Origin of the sequence: Alienimonas californiensis (assembly GCF_007743815.1) — a bacterium.
Taxonomy (GTDB): domain Bacteria; phylum Planctomycetota; class Planctomycetia; order Planctomycetales; family Planctomycetaceae; genus Alienimonas; species Alienimonas californiensis.
Genome location: NZ_CP036265.1, coordinates 3,579,256 through 3,603,353 on the forward strand (window position 1 = coordinate 3,579,256; position 24,098 = coordinate 3,603,353).

Below are 24,098 nucleotides of genomic sequence, written 5' to 3' on the forward strand. Positions count from 1 at the left end.
CCCTGGCGATTCCCTTCACGAGCCCCCTTCATGTTAACTTCCGGACCTACGATGATCGAAAACATCCCCGCTGACGAATCCGATCAGATCGACGCGATCGTCGATTCGACGTTGAGGCAGCTCGAGATCCGCTATCCGGGCGACGAACGTGCGCTACGTGCCGTCCATGCGAAGGGGCACGCCTGCGTGAGAGCCACATTTAAGGTGGCGGACGAACTAGACGCGAGGTATCGAATCGGCGTGTTTGCAACGCCGGGGATCGGGTTCGACACGGACATCCGATTCTCGAACGCGGCGGTGTTGGTGACGCCTGACTCCCCCGACTCGGAACGCGGTCGCAGTCACGGCAGTCGCGGCGTAGCTTTGAAGTTGCACGACGTGATCGGCCCACGACTGCGGGAGGAGGGCGAGTCGGACACGCAGGACTTTCTGATGATCAATCAGCCGGTCTTCGCCTTCGCAAACGTCGAAGACTACGCTGCGCTCAGTGCGGCCCTCGAGAGAGACACCGAAACCCGAGCCTCGAACGGGGCCGGCTTCTTCAGCCGCATGCCGGACGGCACCTCCCCGCCGACGCCGTTACAGAAGCGGGCGGCGCGCACGTTCGACATCATCGGCCGGATCCGGTCGTTCACCGCCGAGACGCCTGAGAACAAGGAGGACGGAAAGCCGAAGGCGTTTCAGGCGCCGCCGGCTAGCCCGGTCGATAATACGTACTTCGGCGCTGCTCCTTTCCAGTTAGGCGAGAATCAGGTGATGCGGTTCCGGCTAAAGCCAGCCGCACGGTCGAACGACCTCCCGAACGTCGAAAGCGAAGACTACCTTCGCGAAGCGTTGGCAAGACGGCTGGCCGATACCGCCGCCGGCGACGTCATCTTCGAGTTTGGAGCTCAGGTTCGTTCGATGAATGAGTTGGCGCCCGACGTCGACATCGAGGACGCTTCGGAACAGTGGCCGGAAACAATTCCCTTCGTTCATCTGGCGACTGTGACCATCCCCTGCCAGCAGTTTAGCGCCGACGGGCAGCGCGAAGCGTGCGAGGCTCTCGTCTTCAATCCCTGGAACGGCCTTGAAGCGCATCGTCCCTTGGGCGGCATCAATCGTCTGAGAAAGCCAGTGTACGACGCGTCCGTATCCGCCCGCTGCCCGCATTATTCACGACGAAATGTTTCGGAGTGTCCAGATCGGCAGTGACGGCGCACTAATCCTTCCCCGCCTTGAGTCGGTTATGAACTCTGTTGGATGATGCGCCTGAGTAGGAGACCCAGGAAGGCACCCCAGCGGCAGCCTGCGGGCGTCTCCGCCAGCCGTTCGCGATCCCGTGCCAGCCGACGTGATCAGCCCAGCCAACTTCAGCCTCCCCGAACCCGCCACGGCACCTGATCATGTTGCGGGGTTATCAGACGACCTATCGGAGAGGCGCGAGCCGTGCAAGTCCGCGAGTTTTGACAGCACCCTCAGGACACAAAGAAGAAAGATCAGGAGATCTCTTGTGAACAAGCGGCCACATATTGACAAAGGCGACGTCGGCACGCCCGGCGGCGGTGATCCGACGCCGAGTGAAGGTAATTTGAAATGCAGGCTAGACCCCACCATTTATGTTGCCGTAGTTTCGGCGTTGCCCAACCTTTTCGGGATTCTCGCAATCTTGCTGGTCCTGGCGCTTTATCAGCCGCTTATCTCATCACATTTCTCCCGCGTTTCCGGGGTTAAGGCGCTGGGAATAGAAATCACTCTGGCTGCTCAGCAACTGCAAGAGGCGGCCGAACTACAAGTTGGCGTCACTCTGACGGAAGGGCAAAAGCTCACGGCCGTCAAGCGAGCAGAGCATGTTGCGCCCTTGTTTGACAACGCCCGGATTCTTTGGGTAGATGACACTCCGCAAAACAACCGCCCTCTCCGGACTCTTCTTCGAGATCTGGGAGCCAAGACCGACACGGCCTTGTCGAGTACTGAAGCCATAGAGTTAATGCGACGCTTTGACTACAGCGTGGTTATTTCGGATATTCGGCGGGAATCTGAAGGGCCCACTGGCTCTCATGCGGGGTTAAGCATGCTAGGGCAAATGAGGCGTTTGGATTTCCCTCATTATGTCATCTTCTACGTAGGCGAGTTGCACGGCGTAGAATTGAACGGGGTCAGCAATCGACTCGTCCCAGAGGGCGCATTCGCTATCACCAACAGGCCGGACGAGCTCCTGAATTATGTCATTGACGCTCTTGAGCGAGATACGTGGGGGTCGGGGGCGTCGAGTGCGGAATGATCAGTGGGAGCGTGCTGACGTCTGTACAGACTACGAATGCACTCGCCCCGCTTCAGTGCGACCGTTCCTCGCTCCCTTTCGCTGGCGGGTGGATTTGCTCTTTCGGACCGGACAGAGAACCGGCTGCTGAGATCAGTCAGCGTCCGCGGCTGCGTGTCGCCAGAGGCGATAGTTGACGACCGCCATGGCCAGCGTGTTCCACGCCTCGATCGCCTCTTCCCGCCGGTCGTACCGCACCCGCAGCCGCCACAGGCTTTTCGGCCAGCCGATCGTTCGCTCGACCACCCAACAGCCTCTCCCGAGGCCGCTGCCGTGCGGGGTCCCCCGCTTGCGGATGAGCGGCTCGACGCCCAAGCACCGCAACATGTTTCGCTTCGCTGTCGTAGCCGGCGTTGGCGTACAGCCGGTCCGGGCCTGCTTCGGGCGGCCCGGCTTACCGCCGACGCGGGGGAACTCCTCCCGGACCAGCGGGAGGATCTGCGTGTGGTCGCTGGCGTTCGCTCCGGCCACTTTTACGCCCAGTGCCGCCCCGTTCCGGTCGACCATGAGGCTGTACTTGCAGCCAGGCCCGGCTCGGTTGAGCGGGCTGGGGCCGGTGAGGGCCCCGGCCCCGTGGGCGTGGATGAGGACCGAGTCGACGATCGCGGTGTCGTGCTCCAACTCGCCGTCTCAGCGAAGCAGCCGTAGGAAGTCCAGGTGCACGCGGACCCACACGCCGAGCTCTTCCCTTTCGATCAGCCGACACCGTGCGGTCTCGCCGGAGCAGCCCATACCGGGGGCGCGTCCCGCCAGCGGCAACCGGTGGTTGGCACGTACCAGAGGACCTTCAGCACGACGTGGTTGGGCGTGCGGGGCCGACCGCCTTCGACGGCGACCTGGCGGTTTGACGGCAAGTGATAGGCGGCGACGTCGGCGAACTCGTCGGGCAGGCGGCGCTGGGCCATGGCGGGTCTTCAAGGGCTGGACTTGAGCCCCTATTGCTGAGATGGCGGCCGAGGTCTTCCGTCCGGTTGTAACGGTCTGCGGTACCAACCTCTGAAGTTCTGGCACGCGCGGGACTGTTCCGTCCCCGGGAACGGCGAGAGTCGCTGCCGAACTTTCCGGAAGCAACCTTCGACAATCACAAACTTTTAACTTTCGCGGACGGCGTAGTTGAATTTGGTCCGCGGCGCACCAGAGGATTTCCTTTCCAATCTCGCAGGAACTGCAGGGCCACGTGCCTCTCACCCGAACCGACGTGACGGCCCTCCTGTTCGCCGGCGGGGGGGCGCGGCGATTCACCCAAGACTCGCCCGTCCTGCCGGATGTTTGGGTCGCGTACGCTCAGAGCCCGAACCGTCGTCTGGACCTGCTCCTGACGCCGTATCATCCTAGCTCCGCGACTGACGCTCCTCACCGGCGCAATCTGGTGGAGGGAGCCGCGGCGGGCGTCTCGCCTGTCGGGCGGCTGGCGACTTATCTGAAGGATCGGCTCCCCACGAGATCAAATGTTGGGCAAAATCAGACCGGCGTCGTCGCCCGGTGCGATTTCGAGACTCTCGTTCGAGTGTTATTGCCGGCTTCGAGCTTCTGGGACGGCCGACTCGGCCACGGCGTCGAGATTGCGCGGAACCTCCGCGACCCGGTGGAACGGGAGCGGCTGGCCCGACTCCTCGCGGCCGACGCCCGCACCGCCGCGCATGAGCCGGACGGGATTTCTCCCGGCGAACTCTGGCTGCTGCGCGTCGTCGGCACGCTCGCCGAACTCCGACGCGCGGGTGCCGAACGGCCGGCCGCGGAACTTCGGGAGGAGTTCGTCGAACCGTGGCTGGACGACGACCCACCGGAGCAGGACGACGAGCCGCCGTTACGGGACGGCACGGCTTCCGGCGAATTCCGCACGCTCGCCTTATGCCGTCGGCTGATTGACGCCGTCGGGCGGCTGCTCGAAGACTGGGACGGCCGCGGCCCGGCCGAACCACTCCTCTACCAAGTAGGGCTCAATCGGCCGGCCCGGTTGGCGGTTCGGCAGTCCGCACGCGCAGTCAAAGCCGACGCGGTCGTCCGCCTGTTCGAGACCCGGTGCTCTGGGCTCACCTGGGCGGTCCTCGATGACGGGATCGACCGCAGGCATCCCGCCTTCGCCGACCGCGCCGCCGGGGGAACGGCGTCTCGGGTCCGGCGCGTCTTCGACTTTACCCAGATCAGGCACCTGCTCGCTGAGGACGGATGGGGGGACCCGCACCTCCCGCTGCGGACTCGCCGTCGTCTCGACGCCCACCCCGGTCTGCGACGGGATCTTCGCCGGAGCCTCTCGTCTGGGCGGTCCTTCGATTGGTCGCTGGTCCAGGAACTCATTGAAGTCGGCGCAGGAGAGGACGAGGAAGACGAACTGATCAGAGACGGCGGGGGTCTGCACGGGACTCACGTGGCCGGGATCCTGGCGGCGGACTGGCGGCCGGACGATCTCGCCCCCCCGCCCGGCGGCGAATCGGTGGTCGGGCTGTGCCCGGACTTGAACCTGATCGACCTGCGGGTGATCGACGCGCGGGGGCGGGGGGACGAGTTCGCCGTGATCGCCGCCCTGCAGTTCGTCCGTCACTTAAACGCGACGGCCCACCAGCCTGTCGTCCACGGGGTCAACGTGAGTCTCGCGATCGCACACGACGTGACGAACTACGCCTGCGGCCGAACGCCAGTCTGCCTGGAGTGCGAGCGACTGGTGGGCGACGGCGTGGTGGTCGTCGCCGCCGCCGGGAACGAGGGATACGCAGCCCGCGACGGGGCCGTCGGACCGGCCGGGCTAACGTTCGGCGGGGACTACCGGACCTCGAGCATCTCCGATCCTGGAAATGCGGAGGCGGTCCTGACCGTCGGGGCGACCCACCGATCCGCCCCCCATAGCTACGGCGTGAGCTATTTTTCCGGCCGCGGCCCGACGGGGGACGGGCGGGCGAAGCCGGACTTGGTGGCGCCGGGTGAGAAAATCGTCTCGTGCGCCCCGAACGGGCGTCTCGCGACGCGGGACGGGACGAGCATGGCCGCCCCGCACGTGAGCGGCGCCGCCGCCCTGCTGATGGCCCGCAACGCGGAGTTCATCGGCCGGCCCGCCCGGGTGAAAGACGTCCTCTGCCGGTCGGCGACCGACCTCGGCCGGGAGCGGTATTTCCAGGGGCACGGCATGCTCGACGTCCTCCGCGCCCTCCAAGCCGTCTGACCCCCGGGCGACGCTTCCTACGCTATCCCTTAAACAACCTCCTCACGAGCAGCATCCAAGATGGCCGACAAAGCCCTCCTCTGCGGCGTCAACAACTACCGCTCCATCTCGGACCTCCGGGGCTGCCTCAACGACGTCGCCAACGTGAAGCGGCTGCTGACGCGGGAGTTCGGGTTCGCCGAAACCGACGTCCGCACGTTGGAGGAACGAAAGGTCACGAAGAAGGAGGTGCTCAAGGGATGGAGGTGGCTCCTGAAGGACGCCGGCCCCGGCGATCGGCTCGTCTTTCACTTCTCCGGTCACGGCTCGTACACCGCCGACGAGGACGGGGACGAGGACGACGGTCGTGACGAACTCCTCTGCCTCTACGACATGGACTGGTCGAAGCCGGACAGCTACCTGCTCGACGACGACATTCGGGAGGAACTGACGGGGAAACTCCCGGAGGGGGCCGAGCTGACGGTCCTGCTCGACTGCTGCCACTCCGGGACGGCGACGCGGATGCTCGCCCCGGGCGGATCGGTTCGGGCCGCCGGAGTGCCTGACGAAGACGCCCCGTTCGTGGATCTGACGGCGAGTCTTAATCGCCTCCATGCGGCGGGGCGGAAGAAGACGCGATCCAGCGTCCGTGTCGAAGATTTAAAAGACGACTTCGATCGGGTCGTCGCCCCGGACGTTCCGGCTGACGAGGCCGAGGAGACGGTACTCGTACGCTTCGTCGAACCTCCCGCGGACGTGCGAGAAAGGGCCGCCGCCCGGGGCGGCGTCGTCCGGTCCTCTCTCGGACGTTCGGCGGCCGGCGCGCGGGACGATCGGGCGGGGATGAACCACGTGTTGCTCGCCGGGTGCCGAGACACGCAGACGTCGGCGGACGCATACATTTCCGACGACTTTCACGGAGCGTTCTCGTACCACCTCTGCGAGACCGCGCGGCGGTCCGGCCCCGCCGTGACCCGGCCCGCTCTGATGACCGCCGTCCGCCGGGCGATCCTCGACGGCGGATTCTCGCAATCGCCGCAGTTGGAGCCCGAAGGGGCCGCGGGACAGTTGTTCGGCGGACGCGGCGTCACGGACGACAACGGGGCAACCGCGTCGGTGTCGCCGCGGAGGGAGGAACTGCAGATCGAACTGCTACAGGAGATTCTCGCCCAGCTCGTCCACCTCCGCGGCGGAACGGGTCCTGCCGGAGAGGCGGTCGAGGGACGCGGAGCCGACCGCCACCTCGTCGCGGTGCACGGAATCTGCCGGCACGACTCGGGCTATTCGAATCCATGGTGGGAGGCCCTCTCGCCCCACCTCCCGGCCGGCCTGCGGCGGGCCCTGAGCACGCTCGGCGGCGGCCGCCGTGAGGTCCTTTGGAGCGATCTCGTCACCTCGCGGTCGATCGGCGCGGCGACGTTCGCGGAGGTCTCGGAAGGTAATCGAGGCGACTTGGAATACGCCCGGCTGAAGTCCGAAATCGAAGCCGTGCTGGAGGACCGGGTGGAACGGCAAGTTATGGACGCCGCCCCGTCCGGCGATGCGGGCGAGGCCCCGACGGCGGCGCGTTCCGCCGGCGCGATGGCCTTGGACCGGCAGACTGAACGGGCGCTATTCGGCATTCCCGGGTTGGACTGCGTCGACGACTTCGTCAAGTACCTGATCGACGACGGGGTGCGGGCCGAGGTCCAGGGACGGTTCCGGGAGGTCGTCGTGCCGCTGTTGGAATCCGCCGGCCGCGTCGACGTGATCGCTCACAGCTGGGGGACCGTGGTGGCGTACGAGGGACTGCGGGCCCTAGACGGCGAGCGGACTCTGGAGGGCGAGGTGGGGACCTTCTTCACGGTCGGGGCCGCCCTCTCGATCGGTCCGGTTAAGCGGCGCCTGCGCCCCGGGGACGGGGCGAAGCCGCGGTGCGTCCGCACCTGGGTGAACCTCGACGCGAAGGGGGATCCGGTCGGCGGGCCGCTGACCGGCCGGCCGTACGCCGTGGACCACGAGTTCCTCAACCTGCACCCGACCGACTGTCGCGAAATCTTGGGTCTGGTTGCCCCCGCGTGCGCCCACTCGTCGTACTTCAAGCGAGGTAACACGGCGGTCAACCGAGACGTGTTCGCCCGCTTCCTCACGCGGTAGCGGAAGCTTCCCGAGGCCTTTAGTCGTCCCGTTCCCAGCCTCGACGAACGCGCGAGGTCGCGGCCGCTCAGAGCGCACCCGCAGACCGTTCTCAGATTCGGAGACCGACAGGACGGACAATCTCGCCGCAGCGTTGGACCGGGACGACGCTGCGGCCCCGGGCTGGTCAAGGAGGGAGGACTCCCGCGGCGAGTTCCGGCCCGATGCGGCCGATGGATCGATGTTCTACGCGAACAGCGGGCGGTCGTCGCCCGGCTGTCGGACGAGCAGGTTCGGGACCTGGGGATACCCTCCGGACTGGATCAGCCGCGAGACTCCCTCAACCACCTGCCCCAACGGTTGGTTCAGACCGCCCGCGGCGAGGGTGCGGATCAAATAATACGTGAAGACGCCGTGCCGACGTCCGGCGATGGTGGCTTCAGTCGCCTCCTGATCGTCTTGAGAGGCGGCGAGGAAGGCGTTGAGCTGTGGCCGGTCGTCCCCTTGGCCGCGAAGTTCGGGAGCGGTCGTCCTCGCCCGGATCTCCCGCCTTGGAGGATTGGGCGGCGGCGAATACCGGAGCACAGGCCCAGGATCCGCACTGTCCACTTCCCCCGCAAACGGCGGCTCCCCCTCTGCTTCAGACCAAACTTCGTCGGAGGGCGCGACAGGGGCGGGGGCTGACGGTTGGGGAGGACCGGGCGCCCGAAGGGCCGTCCCGGAGTGGCACGAGTCGACGATCACCGTCAACCGGGAATGCGTCGGAAACTGCGCGGTCAGTCGCCACAACTCGTCGTCGTACAGGTACGTCCGGGCGTCCGATGGATCGGATTCGTGCAGGCAGTAGAGTTCGTCCTTCCGGTCGCGCTCGTCGCCGCTCCGATCGGTAACTTGGGTGCCGTGTCCTGAAAAGAAGAAGACGGCGTGGCTGCCCTCCGGGACCCGGCACAACCAGGTCCACCAGCGGACGAGATTTTGCCGGGTGGCCGCCTCGTCTACCAAATACTGCACTTTGTTCTCGGCCGCGCCGCACCGCTGCGTCAGCAGATGCTTCCAGTGAGCGACGTCGTTCCGGCACCCTTCCAGGTCCCGCAGATATCGATACTGGTTGATGCCGACAAGCAACGCTTTTTGGACCGTCATCAGGCCGTCTCCGGTAGAGGTTTCTCACGAAGTTTGACGAGAGACGGTTTCGCGAGCAAGAGTTGCCAGCGCCCTCGTAACGGCTTTATTAGTCGTTGATGTCCACACCGAGGTTAATGTTTCCTTCAAGTCCGTCGGGGGACGACGGCGAGCCAGACATGTAAGGGACGGCGGGCGAGGCGGGAGCCAAGAGAGGGAGTGCTGGCGAGGCGGGAGCCAAGAGAGCGGCGTCCGTGAGACGATCAGCCGCGCTCGGCGGAAAGATGCGGACGGATTCGATTACCGAGGGGCGATCATGGAACGGGTGCCAATGTCCAAGATCGATGTCCCCGAAGAGGCGATGTCTTTTCGGCGGTGCGGGGGGCGGCATGACGTTGATCGCAGTGGCGTTTACTTCGACCGGCGCCGGCGCCGGTTCGACCGGCACGACGTCGTTTCTCGTCTGCGGATTGTCCTTAGGCTCCGGCGTACCACCTCTCGCAGTATCGGACGTCACGGCGGGGGCGCACACGACCCGTTCAACCTTCAGGCCGAGCATGTCCCGGTAAAACTGCAGGTCGATCACCGGGGCCCAAGTGGACTGTCCCGTCACGTCGTCAAGCCGCTGCTCAAAAATGTGGATTTCCGCAAACCCATCCAGCCGGACGGGCTGGCACCCGGCCAGCCCGCCGAACACCTCGACCGCCTGCTCGACCGTCACCGTGCGGCCATCGTTCGGGCCGACGCCGTCGCGGGACTTACCCAGTTCGCCGGCGAGGTCGGTGACGGAATTCACCACGTCGGCGGCCCCGCCAAGGGCGAGGTTGGAGGCGATGCCGCCGGCCATCCCGTTCTGCGCGGAACTGCTGTCCTTCATGTAAAACGGCCCTAGCCCGGTGAACTGCCAGCCGTTGACCATCTGCATGGCGGCGCGGAACTCGCCGGCCCCACCGCGGATCTTCAGCCCGTATTTCTGCGAGAGGTCCGGAACGAACATGATATGGTACGTAAAGAACGTGTCGGGTGTTAGCCCGTCCGAGGGCGCCTGCCCGGGGGAAACCGGTGCGCCTCTTGAGTGCAGCACCGGTGCCCCTGCCGTGGCGTGGTTACCGGTCGTTATCGTCGTCGTGTCGCCCTCGACGGTCGGGTACGACGAGCCGCTGGTGACTCGGCTGAAGGCAGTACGCGAGTTAATGTCGCCGTACTTGGATTGGTCGTCAAAGTGTCCCGGAATCGGGGCGGAGGAGGTCAAGCCGACCTTTGACTCTTCGATTGATCGGAAGTTCTTCGAGACGACCAACAACGCCTTCGGGAGGTAGAACGGGATTCCCTCCGGCTCGCACATGTTGTTTGGAGACAGCGCGACGGCCGTGATCTCCGGCGGCGTCGCCTTGCACCCGACGGCCGTCAAGCCCGCGACCGCCAGCATCGCTACGGCGAAAGACTTTGTCGAGAAAGATGTCTTCATTGGTCCGACATCGTTTCGGAGGCTAGGGAGGAAGTCGGTCCGGTTTGAACTCCTCCTTTATCGCCCCCCCGGACTCGCGATCTTGAGGGTATTTGCGATTGCTTCGACTGGAGTGGATTTGCGGGAACGTGAAAGCGGCGCGCTCGACTTTCGCGCTTACCGCCAGACGTGGCGCCACGTAGGCCCCGGACCAGCGTCCCAGATGCGTCGACCTGGGCAAGTCGCGCACGCAGCAAGCCCCTCCGCGACACCGCTGCCGAAGAACTCGGTCCGCGCTCAAAAAGCGGGCTGAGGGAGCAGCGCGACGGTGACGATTCGTCAAGCGGGTTGCTTGCACACAGGCCGGTCCGACGCCGGAGTTTCCCAGGTCCAAGACCAGTTATGAGGAACGGTGCCGGGACGACGTTCGACCGCTGCCGGGCGCCAATCTTCCAGCAGGAGTCCGCTCCGCACGATCTCCGGGATCATCGCCGCCCCGATCGCCCGTCCCAGACACTCGTGAAGACCCAATCCAAAGTGGAAAGTATTGGTGGGCGATCTGCCAGGGGCGAACTCGTCCGGGCCGTCGAACGCGGCGGGGTCGAACATCGCGGCGTGCGTCACGGCAAGGACTGTCTTGCCGCTCGGGATCGTCCGCTCGTAGTCGGTCCCCCGCGCCAGCGGCGTGTCGCGTTCGCACCGGCGGAAGAAGAAGCGAAACGCCGGCCGAAACCTCAGTGCTTCGAAAATGAGGGCGTCGAGGGCCCCGTCCGATTCCGCTCGGGCCGCGGCTCGGGCGGCTGCCAGTCGGTCGGGATCGCGCGACAAGAATTCTAAGGCGTTCACGACGGCGTGGGACGTCGTTTCGACGGTGCCGATCAACAGCCCGCCGAGATTAAGCATGACCGCGGCGGGGTCGAAACGCACGGCGCCGGAGTTCGACAACCGCAACAGACGCGTCGCCATGTCGTCGACTGGTCGGCCGGCTTCCAGGGCGACCGTCCGCCGCTGGACGAGGTCGATCAGAAACGACCTCATCTCCACGTTCGCAGCTTCCCGCCGGGCGACCACGCCGGTCGGGTCGTCGACGAACGCGTCGTCGAACGGTTGGTTCCAAAAGGCGTCCCGCTGGTTCCAGTAGGACCACTCCAGCATGTCCGCCGGCTCGGCGTCCGCGAAGCCGAAGCGGCGCCGGACGAGTTCGACAGGGACGGCGCGGGTGAGCGTCGCGATGGCATCCACTGGACCGCCGTCCGCCGCGTCGAGGGCGGAGGCCGCCAGGTATGCGGCTTCCCGCCGGATCCCTGGCACATCCTCGCGGTCCAGCACGGCGTACATGACCGACTTTTGCCGCTGGTGCTCGGCCGTGTCGTCCTGGGCCATCCAGTACGTCCCCTGCTTCGTCTTGTACAGCGCCACGCTGAACAGGTCGTGCCGGCGAAGTACCTCGGCGCAGTCGGCGAACCGGGTGACCAGCGTCACCTCCGGGGTTTCCAACACGGGGCGATGGTCGCGGAGTTCCGCGTAGAACGGGAGTGGGTCGTCCCCCAGCAGACGATCCCTCGTCATGCGCCACCTGTCGGCCGGCGCCGTCGAGTCGAATGCGTTGAGGAAGCTGCTCATCGTGCTTTGTGGACTGAGGGACCGGGGCGAGCGGAAACCGAAACCTATAACGTCTTAAGAAATTCGATCAGGTCGGACCGATCGTCGGGCGCGAGTCCGCCGGGCGGATACTCGTGACCGCCGTTGCCGTTGCCGAGCAGCTCTGTGTCGAAGCGGAACCGGCCGGGAGCGTCTTCGCTGACGTACCCCAATCGCTCGAGATCCAGTTCCCGCGCCCCGGTCCAGAACACCTTCCGGCGATCGGCCGGGGGCTTCAGCAGATCTTCGACGGTTGGCACGGACCCGTTGTGTAAGTACGGGCCGGTCGCCCACACCCCCGGCAGCGGACCGGCCTTGACGTCCGTTAGCGACGGGGGCGTATATGGAACGGGCAGTCCGGCCGGTCCGGGCCGCAGTCGGTAGCCGATCATGTCGGCCCGTTCCTCGGGCGTCAGCCCCGCCTCCGCCATGGCGCGACTGAGAACCGCTCCCACCGTTCGCGAGAAATACGCCGGCGCCGCGACGACGCCCTCCCCGTCCACCAGCGGAGCCGTCGCCGGGGACGTCAGGACCAACCGTCCGACGAGCGACTCCACATAGGCCGGGTCCGTTCCGACTTCCCGATAATCCACCCGCTTGATCGGAATGAACGATTTCCCGAACGAATTCTCCGCCGGGTCCGTCTGCGGATAGGGCGGCAGCGCGTGACAGCCGACGCAGTGACGTTCGTACAAGCCTCGCCCGAGGTCCGCGGCGGGCCTGTCGATCTCGCCCATGATCGACTCGTCCCAAGCGGGCGGCTCGAGGTCGCGCACCCACGTTTCGATGTTGTGCAGATCGTGGAGGCGGACGCTGGAGTCGAACAGGCCGTCCGCCGGACCGGCGAGTGCGGCGCGGCCAAAGACGCCCAACGTCTGGCCGCCGTTCCGGGCGAGCGGGTTCGCCGCGATCGGGTTCCACTGCACGAACTCCAAACGGGGCGTCAGCCAGAGCGGGGGATAGCTGGTCGGGGCGGCCGGGGCGCGCAGGTTGGCCGGCGTCTGTTGGTCGCGGGCGGCGATTGAGTTCACAATCTGCGTGAGGGCGTCCACCCGCCCGAAGCCAGACTCCAACGCCGGACGGCGGAGCGCCGCCTCCCCGGCGACCGCCGCCGCTCGCTCGGCGAACGCGACGCGCAGCTTCGCCCGGGCGACGTCCGCGGTCGCGCCCGCCGGTCCCTCCGCGACCGGCCCGACGATCTGGTCGGCGAACCGTTCGAACCGCGCCGGATCATACAGTGTTTTCTGCACCGCCGCGGCGAAGTCGCGATAGAACGAGTCGAAGTCGAATCGGGCCGGCGCCCCGTCCAGCCGAACGGACCGTCCCCGAACGGTGGCGTCGGCGGTGTGACAGGCGGCGCACGTCAGGCCGACCCAGCGCTCGCCCGGGGAGGCCCGCTCCAAATCAGCGGACAGACTCGTATCGATGCCCGCGGCGGTCGGCCCGGGTTCGACGGCGAATCCGATCGGCAGCCCGTCTGGGTTGAGTGCGTTCCGCCCGTCCGGCGGAATCAGACCGTAGCGTTCGAGGTGGTCAGGATGCGCGAACCGCCGCACATCCCGGTTCTCGCCCGATTCCTCCGCTTCCAGCGAGAGAAACCACTCGTAGGGGAAGAGCAGCGACCCCTGCGGAGTGTGATAGAATTGATTTCTAAGTTCTTCGTCCCAGCCTTGCGGAAGGCGCACCGGCGGCTTCCCGTCGGGCGGATCGTCGAAAGATAGGGCCGGCCCGGGAACGACAATCGAAGCGAGTGCCGCTGCCAGCGCGACCCGAACGACGGATATCCGCTGCAGGTTTCCTCCGCGCCCTTCTGAGACGAAGCGGCGGCCGCCAAAAATCGAGCGACGATGCGGCAAAATGGTCCGTGTCACGAAAGTCCCTCGTTGCGAGATGGGGCGCCGAATGCCTGGGGCCGATGCATTTGCATTCTCCTGACCTACAAGCGGATTCACTTCGACAGTGGGGACAACGGGTAGGTCCACTCCGGCGAGGAACTCCACAGCGGTTCCGCGGCCGTTTTCTCTCGAGGGTTCGCCTGGGCACAGATCGCCGACAGGGACGTGTGGGCGAGCATCGCGAACGTGACGTGCCAGCGCTATGCGTCCCAGCTCCTGATTTCGTACCCGACGAACCCCGTCTCCTGCGCGACGTGCTTGGAGAACGCCTTGATCGCCCCACGGGAGTCCGCGATCTCCGCCAGCTTTATCAGCGGCGTCCCCTCCGCCAAGTAGGGGATACCATGGGCCCGCTCCCATACGTATATTTCAGACTCGCCGAGGCTTTCGCAATCGGGCAGCTCTCCTCTTGAAAGGCGCCGCCGTGGGACAATCCTTCCAAACGCCTGGCGTTGTCCGACTGAACTACAACTGTAATCTCAAAACTACGGGGCCGGCCGGTCTTGGAGCCCGTCCCACAGGCCCGCCGCGCGGAGATGTTGGAGGACGCCGAGCGTGGGCGGGGGCCTATGTTTGAACTCGACGCCTCCTTCGGTCTTCTCGAACTGATAGATCAGCACGTGCACGGACCGGTCGCCGTGCCGCTCGTCTGCCAAGCCGGGCGGCAGACGGCTGCCCCCGAGTTGGGCCCACCCGGAAGTAAGGTCGAACGTTGGCGTCGCAACGCCCGGGTCCGGCCGGCGGTCCGGCGTGACGGCGATCAGGAACACGCGGAAGTGTCCCGTCGGGCCGTGCAGGATTCGGGCAAACCAGTCGCGCACCCGCAGGCGGGACAGCGGCAGCCATTCTGTGTTCCAACGGTCGGGCGGCGGCGACGGGCGGCCCGTCTCCGGGTCGAATCGCTCAATTTGCGTGACGATCAGGAAACCGTCTGGTATGCCGATCACGGCTCGCTGCTCGTAGCCGCGTCCGTCCAGCAGGAGACCGATCCGATTAGCAAACTCCTGCATCGTCGCCGTGGGCGCCCCGAGGCCGGTCCCGGTCAGGGTCTTCAGTAGCGACCAGGCCGGCGGCGGCCATGCCAGTTCGCCCGATCCGTGCGCGTACCCCGCATGGTTAGTAGTAGGCCAAGGGGTAAGGGCGAAAGAAATCGCTTCCAAGGCCGAGGCACGTACCCCCGCGTCCGGCGCCGACGCCGCCTCCGCCGCGAATCGGGCTGCGGTCAAGCTGCGGGACGCGTCCGCGAACGCCTTGAGCGTCTTCACGGCTCGCGCTCGATCTTCAGAGGGTTCGTCCACTCGAAGAAGTTGCAGCAAGGTTCCCTTCAGTTGGGGCGGCAGATCGCGTTCGGAATTGGAATAGGCATAGGCCACGACGATCTCCGCAGCGTCAGGGGCACTCAGCACACTCGTGGCGACCCGTCCGTCCATCGGGTCGAGAAGGAGAATCGCCGTCGCCAATGCTCGACGCGTGGCGCCGTCGAGGTTCTCCCGATCGAACGCCGCCCGCAGTTCCGGCAGCCGCCGCGGTTCGACGTCGGAAGGAATCCGTTGGGCGAGGACGCCCGTCGTCGTCGCGTCCGCATCGTTCAGACGCTCGAACAGGAGGTCAGTGGGCAGACCCGGCAGCCGAACCCATTGCCGAAGCGCCTCGGCGCGGACGCTCGCATCCGGGTCGTTCAATAGGCTGCGGACCGCGGCCTCGGGATCGGCGACGAGATCCGAACGGACCCCGACCGCTCGCGCCGCCTGCCGCCGCACCGCTGGGTCAGGATGATTGAACTGGGCGCGAACTTCCCGGCCCAGCGCTTCTCCGGGGAAGTGCCCCTCGGCCAAGTTGGCGAGGAGATCGACCCGCACCTCCGCCGTCTCGGCGATTAGAGCCCGGCGCACGGTTGGAACGAGCGCCGCCCCGGGCGGGACGTCATCGGGATTCCTGAACATTCCGAACGCATCCTGCGGCGGGAGCGCCTCGGCCGATAGCATTCGGATTGTCGGCGAACGGCTCGTCAACGCCCGTCCGAGCGTCTCTGCCGCCCGTGAATTTGCCGGGTCGATTTGAAGAATCGCGGCGGCCGGGAGCGCCGCTTCGGCTAGCCCCCCGGCCGCGGCGAGGCGGGCGTTGAGAACGGGGAGCGCGGACTCCGCGGACGGGCCGAACCGGGCGAGACTTTCGGTGGCCAGATCAGCGACGATCGGATCCGGCGAAGCAATCATACGGGTGAGCGACTCGATTAAGCGTTCCCGCTTTTTGTCGCTAAGCTCTCGCGAAGGCTGTTGACTCGCCGTGGCGCCGATAATCTCGGCGACCGCCAGTCTGATCTCTCCGGAGTCGCTGTTCTCCGATCCGTCCGTCAGCAGCGAAGCCAATGGCTCCGCCAAGCTCCATGAGGGGCTTTGGAGGAGAGCCTCCCGAGCAACGGCTCGCCGACGCCGATCGCGGAGTCGCTCGCGGAGGACGGGGGCCGCCGCGTCGGGAGCACGCCGATTCAGCACGTCGAGGATCGCACCGGCTGTGACTGCCGAGTCGGTTGTGGCAAGGGTTGACGTCAGCAGTTCGAGAATTTGCGGAGTCGGCTCGAATCTGTCGAACGCTGAAGCCGCGCTGGCGGCGAGCGGCGGATCGCTCGCTCGCAGTGCCCTGCCAAGTGGGTCGACGGCCTTGGCCGGCAGGCTAACCGAACTGGCCAAGGCGTCCGCGGCCGCCCGGCGTACGCGCACTTCGCGGTCGTCTAGCCCTGCGAGGACTGCGTCGAGATCGCCCGCACTCATCCTTGGTCCACCCAATGCCGCGATCGCCGCGAGTCGCACGTTGGGGTCAGCGTCGCGAGTCGCCTCGAACAACCTCTGCCGTAATCGTTCGGCGAATCCAGTCGGCGATTCCTCCATGCCCGCCGTTCGGTTCAGGAGAGCTCCCGCGGCCGCGATCGCCGCGAGTCGCACGTTGGGGTCAGCGTCGCGAGTCGCCTCGAACAACCTCTGCCGTAATCGTTCGGCGAATCCAGTCGGCGATTCCTCCATGCCCGCCGTTCGGTTCAGGAGAGCTCCCGCGGCCGCGATCGCCGCGAGTCGCACGTTGGGGTCAGCGTCGCGAGTCGCCTCGAACAACCTCTGCCGTAATCGTTCGGCGAATCCAGTCGGCGATTCCTCCATGCCCGCCGTTCGGTTCAGGAGAGCTCCCGCGGCCGCGATCGCCGCGAGTCGCACGTTGGGGTCAGCGTCGCGAGTCGCCTCGAACAACCTCTGCCGTAATCGTTCGGCGAATCCAGTCGGCGATTCCTCCAAGCCCGCCGTTCGGTTCAGGAGAGCTCCCGCGGCCGCGATCGCCGCGAGTCGCACCCGCGGGTCGTCGTCTTGGAATGCCGCCTCGACGGGGGCTGCGACGGCTGCGAGTGCCACCGCCTGCTCGTCCTGCGGGGGCGGCTGGACGAATGCTGCGGTGAGGTACCCCAACCACAAGAACCCGGCCAAACAAAATGGAGCCAGCATGTCGAGACCTGTAGAGAGGGTTCACATTCTGCGGTGCAACACTCCGCGTTCCCTAGCTTATAGATGACTCGTTCGCGGCGGAAGCGGCCTTCTTCCGATCCTGCGCCGTGAAAAGAAATCCGATCGCCGCCACCGCGAGCCCCTGCAGAATGCCCAACCAGAGGTTGGAAACGGGAATCGCTTCGGCGGCGGTCGGACCGCCGTCCTGCGGGAGAAGAATCGCCCCTAGGACCGAGATAGCCGCCATTAACAAGTAGAACGCCGAAAGGCCAACCGCGAAACGGGCGTAAAAGCGGTCGACAGTCCGTTCGTCCGGCTCGGTATCCAGCGCCGCTTTACCCAGCACGCCGAGCATCAGCCCCAGCGTCGGGCCGATCGCGCCTACGTACCAAGCCCATACCTTCTCCCTCTGATCGACTCGCTCCCCGTCCATCTTGGGCTGGAACCGTGTTCCCATAGATAGGACGAGCAGCAGAACGAAGAGCGTCCCGGCCCCGCCGAACCACACTATGAGGAGTTGGCGGCGGAGCTCGGGGAGCGGTACCCGATCCTTTTCGGCGGGCGGGACGGCGGGGGTGTCGCTCACGGGGAATCTCGGGACGGGAGGGCGATTGCGAAGCTCAGCGGCGGGGCGAGTCGACGCCCCCGGGCCGCCGAACGGCGGCGACTGTCAGATTCCACTCGATACGCCGCCCAAATGCATTCCAGCCCGGAATGCATAATATTTGTTGAGAAACGGCTGCCCGTGAGAAGACGCGCGGACGGCTCGGACAGTGTCGAAACTCGCTCGAGCGACGCCGGAAGATCGCCTGCGGCACCGGCGGGCGTCCGACACATCGTCTCGGGGCCGGGATCTCTTTCGTGAATTCGCTGGCTACCAATCCCTCCGTGTCGGTCCCGGCCACCAAACCGAAGAACCTGTGCAACGGAGCCGGAGCCCGAGTGCCTTTTCAAGCTTGGCCAAGCAAACGCGGGTCACCAGGCTCCGGATCACGCCGCCGTCGAGCGAGAGGATGCGATAGCGGCGGTGCCGGTTCGTCGTATAACTGAGCTCTCGATGCGAGAGCTTTCGACGGCGGCGTCGATCGCGTTCGCGAAGGCCGGACTGGAACTATCCGAGACGCCCCACAGGTCCACCTTTCCCTTGGCGGCAGACTGCTGGGCGAAAAGGACTGGGCGCTCTCGTCGTACTCGAGGTTCCAGTAACTTGACCGCACCGTCACAGCCCCTTCAGCAGCGTCCTGCGCCCGGGCGGGCGAAAAACACGGCAACGTGACCGCGACGGTCGGAAGGCACGCAGTCAGACAGGGATGCAAGGCGGAACTCGCCATCGGGGGTGACGCGTGCGTCTACTGGCAGGAGCGGAAGCCGGCTCCGTCGAAGGTCACCCCCTGTTCGCGCCGCGGCCAAGGAGACGAGATCGGCTTCAACTCCCGGGCGTGAGTGTCAAGCCGGCCCCGTTTCGTCGGCCGGCACTTACCAATTTCCCAGAGTTTGCTCGCGCAGCGGTACCCCCAACAGCGTCAGCCTCACCAGATCGCCGAGGCCGGATTCCCGGTTGCCGCACGAGTGGCCTACCTGCCGGTTCGGGCCGGCCATTGCCAGCAACCTGATCGAGTAACGCCGACGCAGTGCAGTTCGCAACAGTCCGCCGCCGCGGCACCAACCGGACTTCCCGTGGTCGAGGCTCAGCAAATGCTGCCGCTCTGCTGTTGCCAGCAGCAACGGGAGCGCCGTCGCGAGATTGAGGAGGACGTGCTCCTGTTCGACCTGCCGGGCCCGCCCCGGTTCCAGCAGTTCCAACTCGAACCCGGACACCGCAACGCTCTTCAGCAGGAACACAGTGGTCTGGACGGGTAGGACTGACCGGCCGACGGTGAAGGCGATCAGCCGGAGGTGCACGGCGTCAATCCGCTGATACTCCTTCAGTCGGCCGGAGAGAATGCCGGCTACCAGTGGGAAGGCTCCCGCGTAATCACGCTCGGACCACTCGCCTGCGGAAATCCACGAGAGTCTCTGGACGATGAACTCGCCTCCTTGGATGATGCCGAGATCACCGTTGCACTGGCTGCAGCTTTGTATAGCAGCACGGAAATCTCGACACGCCCTGAAGGTCCTCTGCCATGAAAACCAGCCGATGCGACCGCCAGCGGAGGGGTCAAGCGGTTCGACGGGGAATGGAGTCGCTTCAGGTGCTTATGACCACTGGCCTTGCAGCGGTGATGTTAGTTGGCGTCTACGCCGTATTCTCCAAACTTTCGGGCCGGTCAACCGAATTTCTTGAGTCGGCAGGCGTCCTCGCTCTTTTGGCGGCCGTTCTGGGAGTTATTGGGTGGTGCGGAAAGCTGCTCGTCGAGTTTTCACCTCAGAGGTCGGCTATGCTGATCAGAGAAGTGCTTAGCGACGGGAGGGCGCGAACTCGGGAAGAGATCTTGCGTGAGGCGCGAGCGATGAGACGAACCCATCTTTTCGCCCCGTTTCCCGGATCACTCACAGACGCACTTGCCAAACTATTAGAAAAGGGTGACCTGGTCGTTCAGAACCAAATGTATCGAATCTCGACGAAAACGTCCGAGACAGGACCGGCGAACCAGACATCGCCATAATAGACCGCATTGTAGTCATGGCCGCATGTCCATTATGCCGACGGAGGTGGGCAACAGACGCGGGAACGGGCCGATCCGGCGGCCCCTTTCGCGTCACCACGCTCGCGGAAGTCATCAGAGATGACAACCGCCCCCTCTCAGCCGACGCTCGGCCGTCTGCCACCGTTGTTGAATCTGCGGCCAGATGAAGAGCCGCGTACCCTTTCGGCGGTGGAACTGTTCCGTGTCGGCTACGTTCAGCCGCGAACATCGACCGCCCGGCGAAGCAGCGTCTGCCATCGGCATTATCTGCACGAGTCGTTCGTTTGCCGCGCTATCTCCTCCGCCGCAAGGCGGAGGGATCTCACGGCCCAGATCAACGGCCAGACCTTCCCGCGTTCATTCGCCACGACCTCCTCGAGGGGCTATGACATCACGGTGCCCGAATTCCTCAGTCGCAACGCCGTACCTCTCGAGGATCACGTACACGCACGACCTGAAACGCAGCGGCTGCGCGGTCGTCAACCCGGCCGATCTCGACCTTCCCGAACCCGACACGATGCATGATGACCGGCAAGTGCCATCAAGCAATGTGCCGGAGAACCCCAGAACAGCTGCAGGTAAATATGGAACTGGTGTCCTCAGCTCTTTCGCTTCTCGGCGGCATCATCGGCATCGGCCTGCTTTATATCGCCGTCTTCCTGTACGACGACGAGCATGGGCAAATGCAAAACCGCCTAGAGCATTGGTGGCTTAAGATGCAGGACTATAGCGAGATGACGGTGGGCCGACATGTTGTATTCGCGCGACGCGTGTGCACGACGCTCGGCGAGCACTTTGACCGACTCTTCGGCGAAAGCGTGTTTTCAATCCGTTCCGTAGCCGTGTCGTCAGCCTACTCGCTGGCCGCATTCGGATTCGTTTTCTTCCTGCTATTGCTCTATCTTTTTGCGATTCACTTCGCAGACACCGCACCAGCACCGGTCCCGTATTTTGCGTTCGCCGCGTCCGTCACGTATCCGGTTGCAATGCTAGCTGCGATTGCTTGGTGCGTATTCTTTCTCGAGCTAATGCATCGATGCATCACGCAGCCCAGCTATGGATATCTCACGCTGGTTGGAACTTTCGCGGCAGCACCGCTCTGGTTCTTCACGAGTTGGTGCTGGTACGCAGCGGTCGAGCCGCCGGCCCCAACGGCCCAACTTGTTGTTCGAGCACTCATCGCAACAGCGGCACTCGCGTGCGCCGTCTTATCAGACTGGCTCCTGATCGGCACAACCAGATATTGCCTGCGAGCCTGCGCCGACTTTCGTTCGTTTCCGACCATCATGCTCTCTTTGGCAGCAAACCTCGCCATCGCGATGATTTTCTTCGCCGTTCCTGCTTGGGTTTTTCTCGGCACACTCAACCCGTTCAGCGGCATAGCGTCATTGGCACTTACAACGGAGTTTGCAGAACGCCTTCAGCGGCCAGTTGCATTCTTTGCCACCCTGGCCTCACTCAACGTAACTGTACTGATACCGACGCTTGCGTTCGTTAGCGTGTCGGTAACACTGATTCTTCATCGCATCGCATGGCGCCTGATCAATCGACCAATTTACGCCGTCGCCGAAATGAGTATTGCTAAACGTAAGAAGTTATGCGCATCGGTTGCGATCACGTTACTCGTTCCGTCAGTCTCTGGATTTGGCACTTGGGGCAAGTGGTTGATGGAAATTATTTAGGCCGCTGCTACTGAGAACCAGCCGGGTTGTTGCGCCGGCGGCCGGGTTGTTTTAATGGGAGGATGGGCGAACCGGCACGGACCCGCCACTCCCACGAGGCCCGACTGCGGGCCGTCCGGCTGGTCTGCGAGGCGGGCTGGCGGGCGGCCGACGTGGCGACCGCGCTGGGCTGCTCCGTCCGGTCGGTTCAGCTCTGGATCGAACGCTCCGACCGCGGGACGAATCCCGCCGCGTTGACCGCTCGCAAACCGCCGGGAGCCTCGCCGAAGCTCTCCGACGCCCAACGCACGCGGCTGGCCGAACTGCTCGACGCCGGCCCCGAAGCCGCCGGCCTGGCCGGGCAGCTCTGGACCGGGCCGCGGGTCGCGGCGCTGATCGAACGCGAGTTCGGCGTCGCCCACAGTTCCAAGTACCTGCCGGAACTGTTGCGGCGGCTGGGGCGCTCGCCCCAGAAGCCGGCGAAGCGGGCCGTCGAGTGGGACGAAGAGGCGATCGCCGGATGGGTCCGCACGGACTGGCCCCGCAAAAAAAAAAGTGTCGGCGGCTCGGCGCCGCCCTCGTCTGGTACGAGGAGACCGGGTTCCTGACGCATCCGCACGTCGGCCGCACCTGGGCGCCGGTCGGACGCACGCCGACGATCCGGCATCGCGTGCGTCACCGGGAGCGGGTGAGCGTGATCGGCTCGCTGACGATCTCGCCGCGCCGCCGGCGGTGCGGCCTGTACTGCGAGTTCCTGCGGGGCCGAGGGGTGACGCAGGAGGACCTGATCGCCCACCTCCGCCGGCTGCGGAAGACGCTCGGCTGCCCGCTGGTCGTCGTCCTGGACAACCTGAACGTGCACAAGGGCCAGCGGCTGCGAGGGTGGTGCGAACGCGTGAAGGACGTCCGGTTGGAGTATCTGCCGGCCTACGCCCCGGAGCTGAACGCGGTCGAGGCGGCGTGGGGTCACGGGAAGTGCGTGACCGCCGCCGGCCGGACGGCCGACGACGCAGACGAGTTGGAGGCATTGGCCCGCGAAGCGATCGCCGCCGCCGGCCAGCAGCGGCTGCTCCGCGGTTTCGTGCGAGGCACGAGGCTGCCCTTTCAATTCGACCTGCCGTCCCGCAGAAATCCATCTGGCGCTCAGTAAGTGCAGCGTCAAGCTGTTACTGACGGGTAGGACCGGCTCAGTTTAATTCGCGCGTCGACCGTGGCGAATTGCCACCGGACCGTCGCCCCCGCCGCTTTGCGAGCCGCGAACCACGCTTCGATCTCACGCTTCGATCTCACGCGGGAGCGTATCGATCCCGCCCAGTCGCCGGCGGCCCAGACGCTGCGGCGGCGTCGCCGGTCTGACGAACAATCCGGCCTGCCCCCCGGAAACTGGTCCGGCAGTTACGAGAGTCTCAAGCCGATGACATCGGCATGGAGATTAGACCATGACCAAACGACGCAAACGACACACCCCCGAGGAGATCGTCCGCAAGCTGCGGGACGCCGACGCCATGCTGAACGCCGGCCGCGACCTGGCGGCCGTCCTGCAGGCGCTCGAAGTCACCGAAGCGACCTATCACCGCTGGCGGAACCAATACGGCGGGATGAAGGCGACCGAGGCCAAGAAGCTCCGGGAACTCGAAGTCGAGAACGCCCGGCTCAAAAAGCTGCTGGCCGAGGCGGAGCTGGATAAGGCGATGCTCAAGGAACTCGCCTCGGGAAACTGGTGAGCCCCTCTCGGAAGCGGACCGCCGCTGCACATCTGGTGAAGCAATTCGCCGTATCGCAGCGGCGGGCCTGTCGGGTCGTCGACCAGCATCGCAGCAGCCAGCGGTACGAATCGACGCCCAAGTCCGACGAGGGGCCGCTGCTGAAACGCATGTCCGAACTGGTGCGACGACACCCCCGCTACGGCTACCGGCGAATCGCCGCGCTGCTGAGGGCGGAGGGCTTCCGGCTGAACGCCAAGCGGGCGTTCCGGCTCTGGCGTCGGGAGGACTTCCGGGTTCCGAGAAAACAGGCCAAGAAGCGCCGGGTCGGTTCGTCGGCCAACGCCTGCCATCGCCGGCGGGCGGCGGGGAGGAACGACGTCTGGGCCTGGGACTTCGCCTTCGACCGGACGGCGAACGGAACGACGCTGAAGTGGCTCTCGATCGTGGACGAATTCACGCGGGAATGCTTGGCGCTGGAGGTCGGCCGGAGCGTCACCGCAGAAGATTTGATCGAGACGCTGGCCGCGTTGTTCCGCCAGCGGGGCGCTCCGAACCATCTCCGCAGCGACAACGGGCCGGAGTTCGCGGCGAGGGCGATCCGGCGATGGACCGAGCGATTGCAGATCGGCACGCTGTACGTCGCTCCGGCGTCGCCGTGGGAGAACGCCTACGCCGAGAGTTTCGCTCGAAACTGCGGGACGAGTTCTTGGCCGCGGAGGAGTTCGGCAGCCTGCAAGAGGCTCGAGCTTTGACGAGCGCTTGGAAGCGTGAGTACAACGAAGTGCGACCGCACAGTTCGCTCGGGTACGTTAACCCCGGCGGCGTTCGCGCGGACGTGCGAGGCGTCCATTCGGCCTACGGCCTCATTCCCGCCTCGCACGTCACCCCCCGTCCCCGCTCTCATAGCGACTGGACCAGTTTCCGGGGGCAGGCCACGCCCTCCCGCCGCTCTCGGGGG

General features: G+C 65.4%; 17 protein-coding genes and 1 pseudogene. 8 read left to right on the forward strand and 10 right to left on the reverse strand.

Annotated elements, in window-relative coordinates; genetic code table 11:
* The first annotated feature begins 51 nt into the window (after positions 1–51).
* On the forward strand, positions 52–1,194 hold the full coding sequence (locus tag CA12_RS14085; protein ID WP_165700764.1) for a catalase family protein: 1,143 nt from the start codon (positions 52–54) through the stop codon (positions 1,192–1,194).
* A gap of 298 nt (positions 1,195–1,492) precedes the next feature.
* Positions 1,493–2,263, forward strand: a complete 771-nt coding sequence (locus CA12_RS14090; RefSeq protein WP_165700765.1) for a hypothetical protein — start codon at positions 1,493–1,495, stop codon at positions 2,261–2,263.
* 132 nt (positions 2,264–2,395) lie between these two features.
* Here CA12_RS14090 and CA12_RS14095 read toward each other — a convergent pair whose 3' ends face one another.
* Both CA12_RS14095 and CA12_RS22595 read right to left on the reverse strand, forming a co-directional pair.
* Complete coding sequence (locus tag CA12_RS14095; protein ID WP_207621999.1) at positions 2,396–2,923, reverse strand: hypothetical protein; 528 nt, start codon at positions 2,921–2,923, stop codon at positions 2,396–2,398.
* A gap of 74 nt (positions 2,924–2,997) precedes the next feature.
* Positions 2,998–3,207 carry a hypothetical protein gene (locus CA12_RS22595; protein WP_207622000.1) on the reverse strand — a complete coding sequence of 70 codons (210 nt, stop codon included), beginning with the start codon at positions 3,205–3,207 and terminating at the stop codon, positions 2,998–3,000.
* 272 nt (positions 3,208–3,479) lie between these two features.
* On the opposite strand from CA12_RS22595, the gene CA12_RS14100 reads away from it, so the two are divergent.
* Both CA12_RS14100 and CA12_RS14105 read left to right on the forward strand, forming a co-directional pair.
* Positions 3,480–5,459: a S8 family serine peptidase gene (locus CA12_RS14100; RefSeq protein ID WP_207622001.1), complete on the forward strand. Its 1,980-nt coding sequence runs from the start codon at positions 3,480–3,482 to the stop codon at positions 5,457–5,459.
* 60 nt (positions 5,460–5,519) lie between these two features.
* On the forward strand, positions 5,520–7,574 hold the full coding sequence (locus CA12_RS14105; RefSeq protein ID WP_145359688.1) for a caspase family protein: 2,055 nt from the start codon (positions 5,520–5,522) through the stop codon (positions 7,572–7,574).
* A gap of 225 nt (positions 7,575–7,799) precedes the next feature.
* On the opposite strand, the gene CA12_RS14110 is transcribed toward CA12_RS14105, so the two are convergent.
* From CA12_RS14110 to CA12_RS14140, 8 genes are all read right to left on the reverse strand, one after another.
* On the reverse strand, positions 7,800–8,696 hold the full coding sequence (locus CA12_RS14110) for a caspase family protein (RefSeq protein WP_145359689.1): 897 nt from the start codon (positions 8,694–8,696) through the stop codon (positions 7,800–7,802).
* 88 nt (positions 8,697–8,784) lie between these two features.
* On the reverse strand, positions 8,785–10,143 hold the full coding sequence (locus CA12_RS14115; RefSeq protein ID WP_145359690.1) for a hypothetical protein: 1,359 nt from the start codon (positions 10,141–10,143) through the stop codon (positions 8,785–8,787).
* 318 nt (positions 10,144–10,461) lie between these two features.
* Positions 10,462–11,691 carry a cytochrome P450 gene (locus CA12_RS14120; protein ID WP_165700766.1) on the reverse strand — a complete coding sequence of 410 codons (1,230 nt, stop codon included), beginning with the start codon at positions 11,689–11,691 and terminating at the stop codon, positions 10,462–10,464.
* 98 nt (positions 11,692–11,789) lie between these two features.
* On the reverse strand, positions 11,790–13,448 hold the full coding sequence (locus CA12_RS14125; RefSeq protein ID WP_145359692.1) for a di-heme-cytochrome C peroxidase: 1,659 nt from the start codon (positions 13,446–13,448) through the stop codon (positions 11,790–11,792).
* Between the two features lie 263 nt (positions 13,449–13,711).
* Entirely contained in the window at positions 13,712–13,837 is a 126-nt protein-coding gene (locus CA12_RS23020) for a hypothetical protein (RefSeq protein WP_261342351.1), read from the reverse strand.
* Between the two features lie 306 nt (positions 13,838–14,143).
* Positions 14,144–16,810 carry a sister chromatid cohesion protein PDS5 gene (locus CA12_RS14130; RefSeq protein ID WP_207622002.1) on the reverse strand — a complete coding sequence of 889 codons (2,667 nt, stop codon included), beginning with the start codon at positions 16,808–16,810 and terminating at the stop codon, positions 14,144–14,146.
* Between the two features lie 388 nt (positions 16,811–17,198).
* The gene (locus tag CA12_RS14135; protein WP_145359694.1) at positions 17,199–17,732 is read right to left on the reverse strand and encodes a hypothetical protein; all 534 of its coding nucleotides are present in this window, start codon (positions 17,730–17,732) and stop codon (positions 17,199–17,201) included.
* An 890-nt stretch (positions 17,733–18,622) separates the two neighbouring features.
* The gene (locus tag CA12_RS14140; protein ID WP_145359695.1) at positions 18,623–19,048 is read right to left on the reverse strand and encodes a hypothetical protein; all 426 of its coding nucleotides are present in this window, start codon (positions 19,046–19,048) and stop codon (positions 18,623–18,625) included.
* A 1,246-nt stretch (positions 19,049–20,294) separates the two neighbouring features.
* Here CA12_RS14140 and CA12_RS14145 point away from each other — a divergent pair.
* The 4 genes and pseudogenes from CA12_RS14145 to CA12_RS14160 form a co-directional block, all read left to right on the forward strand.
* Positions 20,295–21,455: a hypothetical protein gene (locus CA12_RS14145; RefSeq protein WP_145359696.1), complete on the forward strand. Its 1,161-nt coding sequence runs from the start codon at positions 20,295–20,297 to the stop codon at positions 21,453–21,455.
* A 62-nt stretch (positions 21,456–21,517) separates the two neighbouring features.
* Positions 21,518–22,042, forward strand: coding sequence for a winged helix-turn-helix domain-containing protein (locus CA12_RS14150; protein WP_145359697.1), 525 nt, complete (start codon positions 21,518–21,520; stop codon positions 22,040–22,042).
* Positions 21,955–22,584 carry a transposase gene (locus CA12_RS14155; RefSeq protein WP_145359698.1) on the forward strand — a complete coding sequence of 210 codons (630 nt, stop codon included), beginning with the start codon at positions 21,955–21,957 and terminating at the stop codon, positions 22,582–22,584. Before CA12_RS14150 ends, CA12_RS14155 begins: the two co-directional genes overlap by 88 nt.
* Before the next feature lie 289 nt (positions 22,585–22,873).
* A pseudogene (locus tag CA12_RS14160) lies at positions 22,874–23,957 on the forward strand (IS3 family transposase); the annotation flags it as partial.
* Positions 23,958–24,098 lie beyond the last annotated feature (141 nt).